Annotated in this window: 13 protein-coding genes; 8 read left to right on the forward strand and 5 right to left on the reverse strand. The window is 72.3% G+C overall.

Going from position 1 to position 16,059, the window contains the following annotated elements; genetic code table 11:
• Window positions 1-544: 544 nt before the first annotated feature.
• From AB0H12_RS25630 to AB0H12_RS25650, 5 genes are all read left to right on the forward strand, one after another.
• Window positions 545-724, forward strand: coding sequence for a hypothetical protein (locus tag AB0H12_RS25630; protein ID WP_499625958.1), 180 nt, complete (start codon window positions 545-547; stop codon window positions 722-724).
• 217 nt (window positions 725-941) lie between these two features.
• Entirely contained in the window at window positions 942-1,388 is a 447-nt protein-coding gene (locus AB0H12_RS25635) for a hypothetical protein (RefSeq protein WP_499625960.1), read from the forward strand.
• Complete coding sequence (locus AB0H12_RS25640; protein ID WP_499625962.1) at window positions 1,385-2,545, forward strand: thiopeptide maturation pyridine synthase; 1,161 nt, start codon at window positions 1,385-1,387, stop codon at window positions 2,543-2,545. The genes AB0H12_RS25635 and AB0H12_RS25640 overlap by 4 nt, the downstream gene beginning before the upstream one ends.
• 75 nt (window positions 2,546-2,620) lie before the next feature.
• Window positions 2,621-2,761: a hypothetical protein gene (locus tag AB0H12_RS25645; RefSeq protein WP_499626006.1), complete on the forward strand. Its 141-nt coding sequence runs from the start codon at window positions 2,621-2,623 to the stop codon at window positions 2,759-2,761.
• Window positions 2,758-2,919 carry a hypothetical protein gene (locus AB0H12_RS25650; RefSeq protein ID WP_499625963.1) on the forward strand — a complete coding sequence of 54 codons (162 nt, stop codon included), beginning with the start codon at window positions 2,758-2,760 and terminating at the stop codon, window positions 2,917-2,919. Before AB0H12_RS25645 ends, AB0H12_RS25650 begins: the two co-directional genes overlap by 4 nt.
• Before the next feature lie 105 nt (window positions 2,920-3,024).
• Here AB0H12_RS25650 and AB0H12_RS25655 read toward each other — a convergent pair whose 3' ends face one another.
• Both AB0H12_RS25655 and AB0H12_RS25660 read right to left on the reverse strand, forming a co-directional pair.
• Window positions 3,025-3,777, reverse strand: a complete 753-nt coding sequence (locus AB0H12_RS25655; protein WP_499625965.1) for a hypothetical protein — start codon at window positions 3,775-3,777, stop codon at window positions 3,025-3,027.
• Window positions 3,778-3,869: 92 nt separating this feature from the next.
• Complete coding sequence (locus tag AB0H12_RS25660; RefSeq protein ID WP_499626008.1) at window positions 3,870-5,243, reverse strand: pectate lyase family protein; 1,374 nt, start codon at window positions 5,241-5,243, stop codon at window positions 3,870-3,872.
• 358 nt (window positions 5,244-5,601) lie between these two features.
• Here AB0H12_RS25660 and AB0H12_RS25665 point away from each other — a divergent pair, with 358 nt between their 5' ends.
• The gene (locus tag AB0H12_RS25665; RefSeq protein WP_499625966.1) at window positions 5,602-6,948 is read left to right on the forward strand and encodes an alpha/beta hydrolase; all 1,347 of its coding nucleotides are present in this window, start codon (window positions 5,602-5,604) and stop codon (window positions 6,946-6,948) included.
• Here the strand turns inward: AB0H12_RS25665 and AB0H12_RS25670 are convergent.
• Complete coding sequence (locus tag AB0H12_RS25670; protein WP_499625968.1) at window positions 6,906-8,072, reverse strand: serine hydrolase domain-containing protein; 1,167 nt, start codon at window positions 8,070-8,072, stop codon at window positions 6,906-6,908. The two genes, AB0H12_RS25665 and AB0H12_RS25670, sit on opposite strands and share 43 nt — an antisense overlap.
• Window positions 8,073-8,461: 389 nt before the next feature.
• On the opposite strand from AB0H12_RS25670, the gene AB0H12_RS25675 reads away from it, so the two are divergent.
• Window positions 8,462-8,923 (forward strand): SRPBCC family protein, encoded by a 462-nt coding sequence (locus AB0H12_RS25675; protein ID WP_499625970.1) that lies wholly within the window; start codon window positions 8,462-8,464, stop codon window positions 8,921-8,923.
• Between the two features lie 308 nt (window positions 8,924-9,231).
• On the opposite strand, the gene AB0H12_RS25680 is transcribed toward AB0H12_RS25675, so the two are convergent.
• Together AB0H12_RS25680 and AB0H12_RS25685 are read right to left on the reverse strand one after the other, a co-directional pair.
• Complete coding sequence (locus tag AB0H12_RS25680) at window positions 9,232-9,510, reverse strand: hypothetical protein (protein WP_499625972.1); 279 nt, start codon at window positions 9,508-9,510, stop codon at window positions 9,232-9,234.
• Window positions 9,511-9,544: 34 nt separating this feature from the next.
• A complete protein-coding gene (locus tag AB0H12_RS25685; RefSeq protein WP_499625973.1) occupies window positions 9,545-14,698 on the reverse strand; it encodes a hypothetical protein in 5,154 nt (1,717 codons plus the stop codon).
• A gap of 269 nt (window positions 14,699-14,967) precedes the next feature.
• On the opposite strand from AB0H12_RS25685, the gene AB0H12_RS25690 reads away from it, so the two are divergent.
• On the forward strand, window positions 14,968-16,056 hold the full coding sequence (locus tag AB0H12_RS25690; protein ID WP_499625975.1) for a chymotrypsin family serine protease: 1,089 nt from the start codon (window positions 14,968-14,970) through the stop codon (window positions 16,054-16,056).
• The last annotated feature ends 3 nt before the right edge of the window (window positions 16,057-16,059 follow it).

The raw sequence follows: 16,059 nt of genomic DNA on the forward strand, positions 1-16,059 counted from the left end.
AGTCACCCCACCCGACACGAGCGCGGTCCACCAGGTGCGAGCGGCGACCCGGTCCGGGTGCGGTTCGCCGACGGCCGGACCGACACCCGGGACTTGCCGGTGGGCGCGCGACGGACCGCACGGCGGGCGGCGCCACGTTCGGCGACTGCCGGTTGCCGCAGGCCGAGGCGGACCGGTCGTGCACCGCGCCGCCTCACCGCGCATCCACTCCGACGGCGCTCGCGCGTCCACCGACGCCGTCCTCGGCTTGCCCCGTCCGCTGCACGCGCCGTCCTTCCTCCTTCCGGGGGCTCCTCGACCCGGCGTTGCGGTGACCGGACCGCCTGGCTGACTACCGGTGGCGCACCAAGCGGCACGAGCCGACCACGGCCAGGTGACGGAGAACCGCCGTGGCGCGCCGGCGCCGACCACGGGGCGTGCGGCCGGGGGATCGGCCCGGGCAACCCGCACGAGTGGTTTCACGCCGGATACCGGATCGGCCGTGCTGCACTGGACCGGGCGAACCGTTCGGGCGCACCACGATCCCGATCCTGGAAGTGATCCCATGACTGTCCCCGAGCCTGTGCGGAACCTCGACGACCTCCTGGGCGGGATGATCGGTGTGGTGCCGGCGGTGGGTCCGGAAGAGCTGACGCAGGGACACGGGCAGACCGAGCTCGGCGCGTCCGGCGACGAGTGCGGCGAGGAGTGGGACCGCGGCGGCCGGTGGGAGGCCGTCGGTTGACCCCCGACCCGGGCAGTGGTCCCACGGTGATCCGCGTGAGCTGATCGACCTGCGGGGTGCGGGACTTCGACGGTGCCGCGCCCCCGCGTCGGTGTGAAGTCTGGAGGGAACCGGTGCCGCGCGACGCGTTCATCGACCGCACGCCACGACCGCCGTTCCTGCGGCTGCACCGCGCCGATCCCGGCCCACGTCTTCGAGCCCTCCGCGACGGACCGGCATGGCTGAACCGGTTCGTGACTGGGTCGGCGCGCACGTCTTCCGCCGCGGCGACCAGGACCTCCTCGTCACCCGGGAGACGGCCCCGCTGTGCGAGGAACCGACCCGGACCGGGCAGGTCGGCGGCTGGTCCCAGGGCGACCACGAGGCCGTCGCCCGTCGCCGCGCCGAGGGCGAGCGCCTGGCCGAGTGGGACCGGCGGGACCGCCGTGACGACCCGCGCGACCAGACCCGGCGGCTGTGGGCGCACGCGTCGTCCGACCCCGCCGACCTCACCCGCACCGACGGCCTCGCGGCGTGGTGGCTCTCGATCCGTGGTCCTGCGCTGCGCGCACCTGCTGTGCAACCGCCTCGGCCCCCGGCGGCCACGGAGGCGCGGCCGGCCTCCCCCGCCGCCCGAACGCTGTCCGAACTCCCCGATCACCAGGACGAGGTGGCACCGCTGTGACCGTCGAGACCGAACGCTCCGACCTGGACACCCGCACCACCTGGCACAGCCTGCACGTCTACTACTACGACCCGGACAAGGACCGGCTCATCCTCGACGCGGTCCGCCCCGTCTTCCAGCACCTGCGCTCGCGCGTGGACGGCCTCTACCTCGCCCGGCACTGGCGGCAGGGCCCGCACCTGCGCCTGTTCGCCAAGACCGACCCGGAGACGTGGGCGCGCGTGGTCCGGCCGCGCATCGAGGCCGTGGTCGGCGAGTACCTGGCCGCGCACCCGTCCACCACCGAGCCCGACCTGGCGCACGACCTCGCCCAGCACCGGCTCCTGGCCCGGCGCGAGCAGGAGCGCGGGCCGCTCGTGCCGTGGTTCCCGGACAACTCGATCCACGAGCAGCCCTACGACACCAGGCAGCACGTGATCCGCAGCGCGGAGACCGGCGAGCTGATGGCCTCGTTCGCCTCCGAGAGCACGAACCTGCTGTTCCGGATGCTCGACCGGGCCCGCGCGGGCGCCGACGCCAAGGAGCTGATCGCGCTGGAGCTGATGCTGGCCACCACGGTGACCGCGTGCCCGCCCGTCACGACGGGCTTCGCGTCCTACCGCTCCCACGCCGAGGGGTTCCTGAGCTCGTGCGCCGACCCGGACGCCGTCCGCGCGGTGTTCGACGACCACTACGAGGCGCACCGCGAGACCCTGGTCGCCCGGACGCGGGCCGTGCTCGCCACCCTGGCCGGCGGCGCGAACCCGACCCCGTACGCCCGCCGGTGGGCCGCCCGGTGCCACGACTACGGCCGACGCGTCGAGCCGCTGATCGAGCAGGACCTGGTCTTCCCGCCGATGCCGACCGAACCGCCCGCCGAACCGCCGATCGAACCGCAGGCCGGACCGCCTGCCGACCGGCCCGGCACCCGGCCGACGCACGTGCCGATGCCCGGCAACCGCGCCTACCGCGAGGCCGTGTTCCGCAGCCCCGACTTCCTCCGCCACCGGTTCCTGCTCAACTGCACCTACCTCCAGATCAGCCGGCTCGGCCTGACGCCGTTCCAGCGCTTCCGCACCTGTCACGCGGCGGCGAACGCGGTGGAGGAGGTCTACGGCATCTCCGCCGTCGACACCATCCGGACCCACGTGGAGTTCCACCCGAACCCGGCAACCTGACCGATCCGGCCGCAGGCCCCGTTCGCCGCGCCGCGTGCCCCCGTCCGGGCCACGACCGATCCACAGCGGACTCCGCTGCACGACACGCCGGCGCACCCGGACTACCCCAGCGGCCACAACACCTACGCCGGCGCGGCCGAGGCCGTGCTGACCGCGTTCGCCGGTCCGTCCGCGCGGCCGCCGTTCACCGCCACCAGTCCCACGCGCCCGGCGTGACGCGGACCTACCAGCGGTGGGCCGACCTCACGAAGGACAACGTGGACGCACGGGTCTGGTCCGGCATCCACACGCGCGCGGCGGACGGGGCCGGAGTCGTCATCGGCCGGCGGGTCGCCGAGTACGGCCTGTCCCGCTTCGCCTCGCTCCTGGGCTGAGCACCACGGCGGTGCTGCCCGGCTGGTGGTCGACCGCGTCCGCCAGTCGGGCATCCCGCTATCGGACGGCGGCCACGCGCCGGGCAGGACCTGTGCGCGCGGGGCTCAGTCGAGGGAGTAGGAGCAGTGCAGCGACAGCGTGGTCACGGCCACGTAGCGGTGCTGTGCCAGCAAAGCCGTCTTCACCGCCGCGTGGTCGAGTGGCTGCTTGTCGTGCAGGAGGGTCGGGGAGTCGCGCACCAGGGCGTCCGCTCCGTCCGGTTCGTGGGCGGGCAGCGGTTGTCCGGCCTCCAACCAGCGCTGGCGCAGGGTCCAGTCGTCGCGCGACCCGCCGCACGTCGAACCGCGCTGTTCGTCGTCACGCGTGCCGTTGTACTTGAGACCGGGCAGGTTGCTCGCGTCGTAGGTGCGCGGACCCTCGGGCCTGCCCCGGTACATCGCGTAGTAGTCGATCGACATGTGGACGTCCGACTCGCTGCCCGACCAGCCCGCCCCGGTGGCCAGACCGTCGAACCGCCGGATCTCCTCGGCCAGGTCCCCGTCGAAACCCGCGTACCACACGACGACGGTCGAGCAGCTCACATAACCGTTGTCGGGCCCGAACACCTGCGACATGTGCCGGTGATCGGCCACACCGCACGACTGGTCCAGCGAGTGCTCCGGCCACCCGTGCCACGGCACCGCCGCCCGCAGCGCCGCGACCCGCGCACGGCCCGACTCCGCCGCCGCGATCCGGTCCGCCGAGGCCTCCGGCCCCTTCGCCACGCGCTCGTAGTCGGCCTCCGAACGACCGCCGCACCCGGCCGCGACCAAGGCGACCAGTCCGACCACCGCGATCGATCTCCGCACATCCCCCATGCGGTCCAGGGTGACATCCAGGACGTCGCGCCGGCCACCGGAACGGCGACGACCGGGCCGGTGCCGGTCGCCGCCGTGTCCAGGACGTGGGGTCAGAGCTTGCCCGCGCCGGAGCCCGCCGTGACGGAGGTCTTCACCGTGCCGACGGGGTCGGCGGTGTAGCTGTACGGGATGGCGGCCACCGTGCCGTTGACCTCGCACGGGCCGGAGCTGGTCAGGGAGTTGTCCCGGGCCACCAGACGTCCGGGGTCGGAGTCCGCGTAACCGCTCGCCGACCAGCACGCCTGCTGCACGTTCTCGAAGACGTTGCCCTCCACGAGGAGGCCGGCGTCCATGAGCGAGGCTATGGCGTAGGAGTCGGCGTTGTTGTCGACGTTGCTGTAGTAGTTGTTGAACACGTGGACCGTCTCGCCGAACCGCACCCGCGGGCTGCGTTCGAAGGTGCGGTCGAACCAGTTGTGGTGGTAGGTGACCCGCAGGTGGCCGCGGTCCTCGCCGCCGTTGCCGTCGGAGTGGCCGACGAGCGAGGTCTTCCAGTGGTTGCGGATGACGTTCCACGACACGGTGATGTAGTCCGCGGCGTGGGTGATGTCCAGCATGCCGTCGTAGTGGTCGGGGCTGTCCTCGATGGTGCTGGACATGGTGTTGTGGTCGATCCAGATGTGCGTGGCGCTCTCGATCTGGATCGCGTCGCCGCCGACCTTCCCGCGGATGTTCATGTTCTGGATGATCACGTTGGCCGGGCTCATGTCCTCGATGTTGAGGGTGGTCCCGGAGATGCCCGAGCTGGAGCCGACGCCCCGGATCGTCTTGTCCGCGCTGATCTCGACGGTGCCCGTGCCGCTGAGCATGCCGTTGACCAGGATGGTCTTGGCGCCCGCGGACTGCGCCTGCGTGCGGAAGTCGGCGAACGTGCTCACGGTGACCGTGGAGCCGCCCGCGCCACCGGTGGTGCCACCGGCCTGCGCGGCCCAGCCGACGAGCCCGCCGGGCGGCTGCGGCTGCGGCTCTCCACCGGTCTCGACGTCGAGGTGGTCGACGTTGGGCAGGCCGCCCGAGGTGGTCGGGTTCAACCGGATCGTGTTGCTGCCCGCGTTCACCGGCACGCTGAACGTCTTGGTCGCCCACGTCGACCAGGCGCCGGTGCCCTCGAACGACGGCGACTGGACCGTCGACCCGTTCACGAGCAGGGTGGCCGGCCGGGCCGTGGTGGTCCCGTTGGCGAACCGGACGCCCACCGTCGCCGTGCCCGCGGCCGCGGCGGTGACGGTGAACTGGAGGTAGCCGCTGGTGGAGTTGGCGCCGTTGCAGAACCCGCTACCGCTGTACCCGCTCCAGTTGGTGTCGATCGAGCCGGAGCAGACCGCCGGTGAGCTCTCCGCCTCGTACCGCGTGGGCGCGGCCTGCGCGGTGGACGACGCCACCGCGACCAGAGCGCCGGCTAACAGGCCGACGCAGGCAATCATGGGTTTCACGCGCATAATACGTCTCCGTGGCGTAGGGAATACCGATTCCGACGCAGTGGAAGACACGATGCCCCCTGGTGCTTCATTGCGCCGTAGGACGGGAAACCACTTTCCCGTCGGATGCTAGGAGGTCCGCAACGGCAGGTCAACGGGACCACGGTGAAAATGCGGGCTGGTCATGCTTGTGAACAAATGCGGTCCTTGGTGGTCATACTCGTGAACCGGCTGCCTGCATTTGCGCGCCCGACGGACAGATATGTGAATTAGGTCAGGTCCGGCGCCCGGCGTGTGCAGGGGGTTGCGCCCGGCGCGGCGGCGTCGCGAGACTGCACGCCTGCGTTCACGGTTGGGGGTCTCCATGCGGACGTTGCTCGTCACCGCGCTGGCCGCGAGCCTGCTGGTGGTCGCACCCGGGGCCGAGGCCGAGGCGACGATCGCCTGGCAGCCGTGCCCGGACCAGCCCGCGGCCGACTGCGGCACGGTGTCCGTCCCGCTGGACTGGACCGACCCGCGCGGCCCGCGGACCGACCTGGCCGTGTCACGGGTCCGCGCCACCGACCCGACTCGCCGGATCGGCGTGGTGTTCGTGGACGCGGGCGGTCCCGGCGGGTCCGCCGCGGAGTTCGCGCGCGCACCGTACCTGAGCGCCGAGGTGCGGGCCAGGTTCGACGTCGTCGGTTTCGACCAACTCGGCACGAACAACAGCTCGGCGATCCGGTGCTCGTCCGACCTGATGGCGCGCAACCCCGGGGACGACCCGGCGGACGAGGCCGCGTTCGCCGCGCTGGCCGCGCACAACCGCGCGGTGCGCGACGACTGCCGTGCCCGCCACCCGGTGTTCGACCACGTGGACACGGCCCGTTCGGCGCGGGACCTGGAGGCGGTGCGCAAGGCGTTGGGCGAGCGGCTGATCAGCTTCTACGGCATCTCCTACGGCACGCTGCTCGGCCAGCAGTACGCGGAGCTGTTCGGCCCGCGGGTGCGCTCGATGGTGCTGGACGGCCTCATCGACCACAGCGCCGACCTGCCACGGTTGCTGCTGGACCGGGCGCGGGCCGTGGAGGAGGCGTTCGGCGTGTTCGTCGCGTGGTGCGCCGAGAACGCCACGTGCGCGTTGCACGGCCAGGACGTCCACGCGGCCTGGGAGCGGGCGCTGGACAAGGCCGACGAGATCGGCTGGGACCGGGACGGGCTGATCCAGGGCGCGTTCTCCGAGCTCCGCGGCGGTGCGTGGGAGAGCCTGGCGTCGCTCATCGCCGACGTCGGCGGCGTGCGGATGTCGTTCGAGCCGAACTACGACTCGCTGCGCTACGCCGTGGTGTGCCAGGACTTCGCCTTGCGGTTCGCGGACTTCGCCGAGTACCGGGCGTTGCGGGAGGCCGAACTGCGCGCGGCGCCCACGCTGCGCGGCACGTTCCTCGGCCACCAGGAAGCCGCCACGTGCATCGGGTTCACCGACCGCCCGACCAACCCGCCGCACCGCCTCGACGTCGACCAGGCGCCGCCGCTCCTCCTGCTCACCAGTCGCTACGACGTGGCCACGCCCTACCGGTGGGCGCAGGCCGTGCACCGGCAGGCGAAGGGCTCGCACCTGGTCACGTTCGACGGCCCGGGCCACGGCGTCTACCACGCCAACGCGTGCACCCGGGCCGCCGCGGACTCCTACTTGCTCGCCACCGCGCCCGCGCGCGACGTGACCTGCTGACCCGCTCCGCAGAACTCGGCGAACACCGCCTGGAGCGCGGCGTCCTGGGCCGCGACCGAGGTCAGGTTCGTGGTGACGACGACGGAGACCTGCCGCCGGGCGTCGGGGGAGTGCATCGTCCACGTGTGGTAGCCGGGCACGGAGCCGTTGAAGCCCCAGATCTCCGGCGCGGCGCAGCCCGGCGGGAGCGGGATCCGCATCAGGCCGAGCCCGAACTCCAGCCCCGGGATCCCGCTCGGCACGGTCGCGCGCATCTCGGCCGCCTGCGCCGCCGGCACGAGCCCGCCCGCGAGCAGGGCGCGGAAGAACCGGTTCAGGTCGTCGACCGTGGACACCAGGTTGCCCGAGCCCCAGAACCGGGACATCTCGTAGTCGGTGACGTCGGTCGGCGCGGCGTCGGGGCCGTGCAGCCTCTCGTAACCGCGCGCGGCCGGCCGGTCGACGTGGGGGTGGCGGTAGGGGAGGTAGCTGTCCCGCATCCCCGCCCGGTCCAGCACGCGCCGCTGCAACTCGGCGTGCAACGACCGGCCGGTGAGCTTCTCCACGAGCTTGCCGAGCACCGCGTAGTTGGTGTTGGAGTACTCCACGCCCTGGCCGGGCGGGAAGGACAACGGCTTGCCCTCGGTCCCCTTCCGGATCGTCTCGTCCGGTGGCTGGTGCTGCCACCGCGTCGTGTCGATCTCCGGCAGGCCGGCCCACCGCTCGGTGAACGGGATACCGCTGGTGTGCTGGAGCAACTGGCGCACGGTGATCGGTTCGGCGTACGGCAGCAGCCCGGGCAGCCGGTCCTGGATCCGGTCCTCCAGCCGGACCTTGCCCTCGCCGACCAGCTGCAGCACGGCGGTGGCGACCACGGTCTTGGTGACGCTGCCCGCCCTGAACTGGCCGCGCGGCTTGGGCGCGCTGCGGTCGGCGAGGTCGCCGACTCCACTGTGGCCGTACCACTGCCCGCCCTCGTCGAGGACACCGGCGAGAGCGCCGGGCGCACCGACGGCGACCGCACCGTCCAGCGCCGCTTGGAGCCCGACCCGCGACGGCGTGGCCGCGGCCGACATGACCGCCGAACCGGTGAGCAGGACCGTGCCGACGGCAAGGGTGGCGGCTCGGCGTAGAACACGATTCATAAGAGATCCCCCAGGATCCGTCAGGGTCGTGGACCAACCCCGAGCACCTTAGGGAATTCCGTTCCGGTAACCGGTTGTCCCGCTATATGTCCTCTATATTCGGCTTCCGCCGCGTCGGGACGGAGCTGGTGGCAGGTCACGCAGCCTTGACCGGATAATGCGTTCAGGTGCGGATGGGTGAGTCGGTGGCGAAGCCGGCTGGGTTCGGCTCGGACGTTGCGCCGGCGGTGGCCCGAGGCGATGGCGGCGTTCTGCTCGGCGGGCTGTGGTCGGCGGCGTCCGGTAACACGACGTCGGTGTTCGACGACTTGGTGAACTGGGCACGCACCCCGCGGCCCGCCCGTGCGGCGCTTCCCCCGAAGTGCTCGCCACGCACTAGGAGACCGACCATGGCCCTGTCGCCGAAGTACTCCGTCTACCACTCAGCCGTCCTCGACGCAGACGTCGACGAGGTGTGGGCGAAGGTCCGGGACATGATGGTGCTGCTCGACATCGTGTTCGGCGAGGGCATCGAGAACGCCCACTGGACCCACGGCGGCTCGGCGAAGAAGGTCCCGTCGACGTTCGAGTTCACCCTCCTGCCCAACCACGACCTGGCCAGTGAGGAAGTCGTCGGCCGCTCGGAGACCGACCGCTCGCTCACCTACCGCTCGGTCGCGCAGGTGCTGTTCATCGTGGACTACGTGGCCACCTACCGGGTCCGGCCGGTGACGAACGAACCGGGCCGCAGCTTCATCGACTGGGAGCGCGAGTTCCGCGTGGTCCCCGGCGCGCCGGCCGGCTTCCTGGACGACCTGGAAGCCCTCTTCGTCCAGGAGATCGCGACCGTGAAGGCGCACTTCGCCGCCTGACGACGGTGACGGGCCGGGCCGTCCGCGCGGCGATCGCGGGTCTGGCGGGAGCGGGCGACGTGGTGGAGTCGGACGCGCGGGTCCGGGCACGGCCGGCCGCACCGACACCACGATCGCCCGCGGCGATCGCACCGGGTCCCTCGACGTCCTGGTCACCCGCTGCAACGTCCGGCCCTCGTCCATCGACAACGCCCGGACGAGCACACCCGGTCGACGAGCCACGACCACCTCCCGCACTCGACGTGCGGGACCAGCCAGACCTGTCAGCCGGTAGCAGGAATTACCGGGTCACCCCCTGCGACGTGCCACTAGGCGTCGCCGCGCATCGAACGGCGGATTTCCTCGAGCTTGTCGATACCGGCCTGTCGCCGTGCCTCGAACCGGTCCTCGACCGCCTTGGCCTCCGGGGTGGCCTCGGCGAGTTCCTCGGCGCCGATGCCGGTGGCCACCCGGTTCTCGATCCGGTCCCGGACGTGCTCGAACGTGGGCACGCCGTCCTCGGTGTAGTCGCTGGGCGGCACCACTACCGGGGCCGCCTCGTACTCCACGATCTCGGCGTCGATCACCGGTTCCTGGTCCCCGCTCATCGTCCCGCTCCGTTCACTGTGCCGACCACCGAGGCTACCTCGCGAGGACGGCCCGGGCCTCTTCCCGGCACAGCTCACTCCACCTGGCGAGGTCCGCGGCGGCGTGCCGGCGGACGTGCCGGGGCAGGCACTCGTCCGCCACCACCACCCGCACCGCCACCGCCGCCTTCTCCCGAACGTCCGGCGACAACCCGACCGCCGCCTCCGCGCACCGCACCCGCGCCACCGCCGGGATCCCTTCGTCGCGCGCCATGGCGACCAGTTCCAGTGCCGCTTCGGTCGGTTCGAGCAGCCCGACGGCCTTCAGCGCCTTCCCGCGCAGCAGCGGGTCCGGCGTTTCCGACAGACCGCGCAGGGCTGCCATCGCCGCACGTCGCGCCGCGGGCGCGTACTCGATCAGCGTGCGCGCCGACTGGATTCGCACCGTGGTCGGCATGGTTGTGTCGGCCACGAGCGAACGCAGCACCTCGGTGGCCCGCTCCCGTCCCTCGGTCCCGAGTTGCACCAAGTCGTAGGCCGCGTGCGCCCGCAGCACCGGCCGTACCGCCGGGTCGGTCGCGATGTCGTGCGAAACCCGGAAGGCGGCGGCGCGGTCGTCCACGTCGTAGGGGACCAGCTTGACGGCCGCTTGCAGCCGGATCGCAGGGGACAGCTCACCGTCGTCCCGCATCGCACGCACGGGATCGAGGCCGTCGTGCGGCCGCAACGCGTACCGGAACTCCAGCCGGTCCCGGTCCGAGGTGCGCGGCTCGCCGATCACCGTGCGCAGGAGCTCCGCCACGGGCTCCGGGAGCGTCGTGGTGACCTCCACGACGAGGCGAGCTGCCCGCACCCGTTCCGTGGTCGCGAGCGTGGAGTCGGCCACCCTGCTCAGCGCCTCGTCCACCACCCGACGCCACGACGCGGGCGTCGACCGGGCCAACGCCCTCCGCGCGCGGGGTGACGCCATGGCCTCCAGCGCCTGGACGGCCTCCGGGACCAACTCGGTCGACAACCCGGCCAACGCCGCTGCTGCCGCGACCCGTTCCCCGGACGACGTCTCTGGCGCGGTGAGCGCGTCGCGCACCTCGGCCTCCGCCTCGGCGGCGAGCGGCAGGTCGTCCCAGACATCCGCCACGGGCACCCGCCCATCCGGGGATAGCGAACGATCGGCGAGCAGCACGCGTTCCACCGCCGTCCGCTCCTTCCTGGGCAGCCAGGACACCAGATGCCGGGCGGGCCCTGACCTGTACTGCCGGATCAGCGAGTCCACGTGACGGACGATCTCCTTCGCGGCCGACGGCTTGATTCCCGCCAGCCATCTCACGCTGGAGATCTGTTCGTCCGCAGTGGTGGCGGGGGCATCGCCGCACCGCCGCAAGAATGCGAGTGCGATGGACGTGAAACGCCGGTCGAGTTTGGCGAGCCCATAGGCGGCGGCCTGCCGTCGCAAGGGCGTTTCCTCGTCGGAATCGAACAAACCCCGGTCGAACGCGATGGCGTCGTCCATCGCGTCGGGGTCGCGTTCGGCCAGGTTCAGGTACGCGTCGACGCGCAGCGCGGTGTTCAGCAGCGCGTCTTCCGCCCGGCTCCGGATCACGCCGAGCGCGCGGTCCGGTTCAGCCGGTGCGAGCTCGTGCACCAAGGCGGCGGCGGTCTCGCGGACGTGGCCGAGTGCGTCGCGGTCCGCCATGACCGCCAAGAGTCGAGGCAGGACTTCGACTCCTCCGCCGGCGAGCCCGAGCACCGCCTCGCGAACGAGGGGCAGCTCCGCGACGATGTGCGCGTGATCGTCTGCGGCGAGTCGGGCCAGCATGACGGCGGCCTCGCCGCGAACGCGCGCCTCGGCCGTGCCGTCGAAGACCACGGATCGAAGTGCTGCGAGAACGTCTTCCCCGCTACCGAAGCCGAGCCGGTCCAGTGCTTTCACCACGCGCCAGACACCGGTCGCCGAGCGGGTTTCCCGGTGGAGCGCCTCCCTCAGCGCGCGGGCCAGGGCAGCGCGATGGCCGACACCGAGATTGCGGCACCGTCCCATCAGGTTGGCGAAGTTCAACTCCGGCGCGGTTGCCGAGCGCAGCAGGTCGCACAGGTGCTCGACCGCGGCCGTGTGGAATGCTCGGCCGAGGTGGATCAAAGCCTCGGCAGCGGAGGTCCGAGCCCGGAAACCGCGTCCGGAGGACGTGAGGACGGGTAACAGCGCTTCCGCGATCCGGTAGTGGTCGACATCCGACTTCGCGAATGTCGCGGCACCGTCGAACATGTGGTGGTCCACTGACCGCGCAGCGTCCAAGAACCCGGCCAACGCCTCCTGGTGGTGTGCCGTGTCGAGGTTGAGCAAGTCTCGCCACGCGCGCAGGATCACCTCGCTGTCCGCCTGCTTCCTGGCGAGTGCGACCAGGGCGGCCTTGGCCTCGTCGTGGAATTGCGGTCCCAGGAGCGTCAGCCGATCCGCCGCCGTTTCCCGGTCCTGCGGTGACAGGCTCGTGTCGGCGACTCGTCGCCTCAGGTGTGCCACCGCCTTCGCCCGGTGCGGTTCGCCCAGATCCGTGAGGTACCACAGCGCGTTGATCGGGACGAGCCCGGTGTTGCCCGGTTCACCGACCACCTCCCACAATTCCCTGGCGGCTTCCGCGTGGTGCTCCGGGCCGAGGTCGGCCAGTGCATGAGCGGCCAACATGACGGTGTTCGCGGTCGAGCGGCCGTCCGCGATCAATCGCCGGAGTTGTCCAGCCGCTATCTCGGCGGCCTCCGGCCCGAACTCGCCCAGCCGGATGGCACATTGCCACCGGTCGACCGCGTCGAGGCCGGGCTCTTCCAGCATTGCCGTCAGACGAGCCGCGCCGTCGCTCCGGTGTTGCGGTCCCAGTTCGCCGAGCGTCGCCGCCATCCTCGTCCGGTCGAAGACCGAACGGCGCCGGTCGGTGAGCAGGGCGGTGAGCGATTCGGCGGCTTCGGCGGCGAGGTCCGGACCGAGGGACGCCAAACCGAGCGCGGCGTCACGGCGACCGGTCACGCTGTCGACCGGGTCGCGCAGCACCGCTCGGAACACCTCCGCGCCGTGCTCGTAGAACTCCGCACCGATCTCGATCAGACCCGTCGCGGCTTCGACCAGGTCGTCCGACGGGGTCTCGTCGCTGGTCGTCAACCCGGTCAGCGCCTCGACCGCGAACGCCCGGTCGTCCGGTCCGAACGCGGCCAGCACGACAGCCGCCGTGCGACACGCGTAACCGGAGGCCAAGGGATTGGCCAGCACCGCCCGCAGGCCGCGCGCGGACGCCTCGCGTTCACCCGCGCCGCACTCCGCCAACGCTTCACCGGCCGCCAAGCGCTCGGACACCGACGCCGACGGGTCGTCCACCACCGCGGTCAGGTAGCCGAGAGCTTCCGCCTCGTGCTCACCGCGCAGCCGGGTCGCCAGCGCCGACGCCGCCTCGGTCCGGGAGTCGGCGGGCGCGTTGCCGGTGCGCACGAGCGCGACCAGCCAGTCCGTCAGACCAGGGTGGTGGGTGGCACGGCTGGTCTGGGCGAGGATGTCGGAGCCGGGGTACTGGGTGGTCATCGCCCAGCCCCACACCGCGCCCAGGAACGCGTCCACCACCTCACGGCTCGTCGGCACCCGCTTGGCGAGCAGGCGGGCCGCCAGCAGGTGGGTCTCGGCGTCGCCGTCGTGCAGCCACCGGACCAGCGGGTCGGCCTCGGTCGGCCGCAGGCGTGTGTAGTGCAGGAGCACCGACCGGGCGAACCGGCCGCGTTCCTTCGGCCTGGCCGCGTGGACGGTGCGCACGAAGCCGTCGTGCCCGGGCGTGAACCGGGCGGGGAACTCGCGGGCCAGGGAGGTCGCGGCGAGGTGCTCGGCGAAACTGTGGTGTAGGAACCGCAGGTCGTCGCCCCGGATCACCAACGGACCCACCAAGACCAGGAACGCCGTCAGCGCCTCGGGCCAGTCGACGGGCAGCGAGGTCGGCGGCACGTGGTCGACCACCCACGACCGGGCCGCCGACACCAGCGACGTGTCGGTCTCCGACCGCGTGCGGCCCAGGTGTTCCAGCAGGTCGTCGCGGAACGCCTCGAACGGGCCCGCCGACGTCCGCGCCGACCGCAGGAACGCCAGGTACGCCTCGTACAGCTCGTACTGGTTGTCCGGCAGCGGTCGGTCACCCTGCCGGGCGAACACGATCGCCGCAATGGTCGCCAGCAGCGGCACGCGGACCAGTTCGTCCAGGTGCGCCTCGCGGATCTCGCGCAGGAACCGGTCCGCGGTCTCGTCGCCCTCCTCGGCGAACCAGTTGTGCGCGAACGACCGCAGCGCCTCACCGTCGAACGGAAGCAGCTCGTAGCGCGCCGCCCCGATCCGGTACAGCGGAGCCAGCGCCGCACCCTCCACCGGCCGCGTGGTCACCACGATCCGGTACGGCCCACCGGACGCCCACGCCGCCAGCACCGACGCCAGCCGGTCCCGGTCCGCGGCCACCGCGACCTCGTCCAACGCGTCCACCAGCAGCAGCCACCGCCGACCCGCCACCCGGTCACCCAGCACGTCCGCCGTGATCGGACCGCGCAACAGCGCGCCGTACTCGGCCTGCGCGCTGTCCGCCAACGCCTGGGAGAACGGCAGGTCCAGCCGCGCTGCCAGCTCACGGGCGGTCAGCCGCAACGGCACGACCGGTTCGCTCATCGGCACACCACCGGGCTCGCCGCACCACCCGGCGGCCAGGTCCGCAGCCAGCCGCAGCGACAGCGTCGACTTGCCCTGACCCGCGCCACCCGTGATCAGCAGGTGCTCGTCACCGTCCAACGCCGCTTCCACGGCCCGCGCCGGAGGCCGCACGGCGACCCGGGGCGTCGGCGGGCGGGGCACCTCGACGAGCCGACCGTGGCCGTCCAGGATCGGGGTGGGCCGGGACGCCTCGGTGTGCGTCTCCTCCGCGCCGGTGCTCAAGTCCTGCCGCACGTACACCGTCGCCAACGACGGCCGCCGTGCCCCGGGCAGCCGGTAAGGCAGCTCGTCCGCCGCCCTCACCTGGGCCTGCATCAACGACAGCGCGCCGACGGGCAGCTCACCGACGGGCAGCTCACCCGGCGCGGCGTCCGGCGGCGTGCCCAGGTGGATGTGGACGTCGCCCGAGATCACCCCGGCCTGCACGCTCGGGCCGAGGACGTTCCCGCCGACGTGGTTGGAGGTCACCGGCCGGTCGTCCTGTCGCACCCCGCAGCTCCCCGTCCGACGTGCCCGAAGCGAGTGGTCGACCACGTTACCGGACCGTTCGGGTCCGTTCGGCGCGGTTCGCGCCCCGATCTGCCGCCGGGCCGGGAACCGCCGGCGGCCTCGTCGTGCGCTCCGGCACGGCCGACGACCAACCCTGTTCGACTCCGTGCGTTCTTGTCCGGTCGTGTCAGTGACAGCGGTTTGGTCCAGACCATAACCTGGTCGGACGCCGCCGCTGTCCGTCCCTGTCACGCAGAGGAGTTCCGCTCGTGAGGACAGCACGCACGATCACCGCCATGACCGCCGCGGCCGTCACGTCCGCCACCCTGATCACCACCCCCGCCACGGCCGGACCGGTCACCGACTGGGACCGCATGCTCGCCCAGCAGCCGCTGGTGCGCACCGCCGACGCGATCCAGGCGGAGGTGCGGCGCGGCGGGCACGCCGGCTTCGCCGGACTGGTCCTCGAAGACGGCCACGTCGCGCTGTGGTGGAAGGGCGACGTGCCCGCCGCCGTGCGCGACGCCGCGTCACGTGGCGAGGCGCCGGTGACCTTCGAGGCCGCCCGCCACTCCGCCGCCGAACTGCGCGAGGCCGCCAAGGTCGTGCAGGCGCAGCGCGGACCCGGCGTGCACGCGATCAAGCTCCCCGCCGACGGCAGCGGCCTCGTCCTGGGCGCGACGTCGGAGTTCGCGACCCGCGCCGTGGACGTCGACGTGCCGGTGCGGACCGTGGTCGAGGAGCCGCTCGCGCCGGTGTCCCGGCAGAACGACGCGCCGCCGTGGAAGGGCGGTGCGACCATCGTGCTGGGCAACGCCGCGTGCACGTCCGGGTTCTCCGTCCGCAACGGCGACAACGCGCGGTTCCTGCTCACCGCGGGGCACTGCGGCAACCCCGGCGTGCGCGTCACCGACCCCACCGGCGAGCACATCGGCACGGCGGGGGCGAAGCACGGCGACCACGACATCATGCTGATCCCCACCGGCAACGTGGTGAACCAGCAGTACGTCGGCGGCGGCGACAGCAACTCCACCGAGGTCGTCCGCGGCTGGGGCGACGTCTACACCGGCGAGTACCTGTGCCAGTCCGGCGTCACCAGCGCCCGCGTGACCGGCGCGCCCGTGTGCAACATCAAGGTGCTGTTCTTCTACGCCGACCGTGAGGACCTGGTGGAGGGCGAGCAGGTGAACGGCCGGCCGTCCGCACGGGCCGGTGACAGCGGCGGACCCGTGTACGGCCCTTCGTCGTCGGGCGGCGTCATCGCCAAGGGCACCGTGACGAGGGCGGCGGGCGCGCGGATCGGCTTCCAGGACTTCCGCACCGCGAGCCGCGACTTCGGCGTCTACATCCCGCTCTGACCG

The sequence above is a fragment of the Actinosynnema sp. NPDC023794 genome (assembly GCF_040639675.1).
In the GTDB taxonomy this organism is placed as follows: Bacteria; Actinomycetota; Actinomycetes; order Mycobacteriales; family Pseudonocardiaceae; genus Actinosynnema; species Actinosynnema luteola.

What these genes read in the sequence shown, in the direction of transcription:
- AB0H12_RS25630 (WP_499625958.1), top strand. Translation starts at nt 545, where the DNA reads ATGACTGTCCCCGAGCCTGTGCGGAACCTCGACGACCTCCTGGGCGGG.
- AB0H12_RS25635 (WP_499625960.1), top strand. Translation starts at nt 942, where the DNA reads ATGGCTGAACCGGTTCGTGACTGGGTCGGCGCGCACGTCTTCCGCCGC.
- AB0H12_RS25655 (WP_499625965.1), bottom strand. Translation starts at nt 3,777, where the DNA reads ATGGGGGATGTGCGGAGATCGATCGCGGTGGTCGGACTGGTCGCCTTG.
- AB0H12_RS25660 (WP_499626008.1), bottom strand. Translation starts at nt 5,243, where the DNA reads ATGATTGCCTGCGTCGGCCTGTTAGCCGGCGCTCTGGTCGCGGTGGCG.
- AB0H12_RS25665 (WP_499625966.1), top strand. Translation starts at nt 5,602, where the DNA reads ATGCGGACGTTGCTCGTCACCGCGCTGGCCGCGAGCCTGCTGGTGGTC.
- AB0H12_RS25670 (WP_499625968.1), bottom strand. Translation starts at nt 8,072, where the DNA reads ATGAATCGTGTTCTACGCCGAGCCGCCACCCTTGCCGTCGGCACGGTC.
- AB0H12_RS25675 (WP_499625970.1), top strand. Translation starts at nt 8,462, where the DNA reads ATGGCCCTGTCGCCGAAGTACTCCGTCTACCACTCAGCCGTCCTCGAC.
- AB0H12_RS25680 (WP_499625972.1), bottom strand. Translation starts at nt 9,510, where the DNA reads ATGAGCGGGGACCAGGAACCGGTGATCGACGCCGAGATCGTGGAGTAC.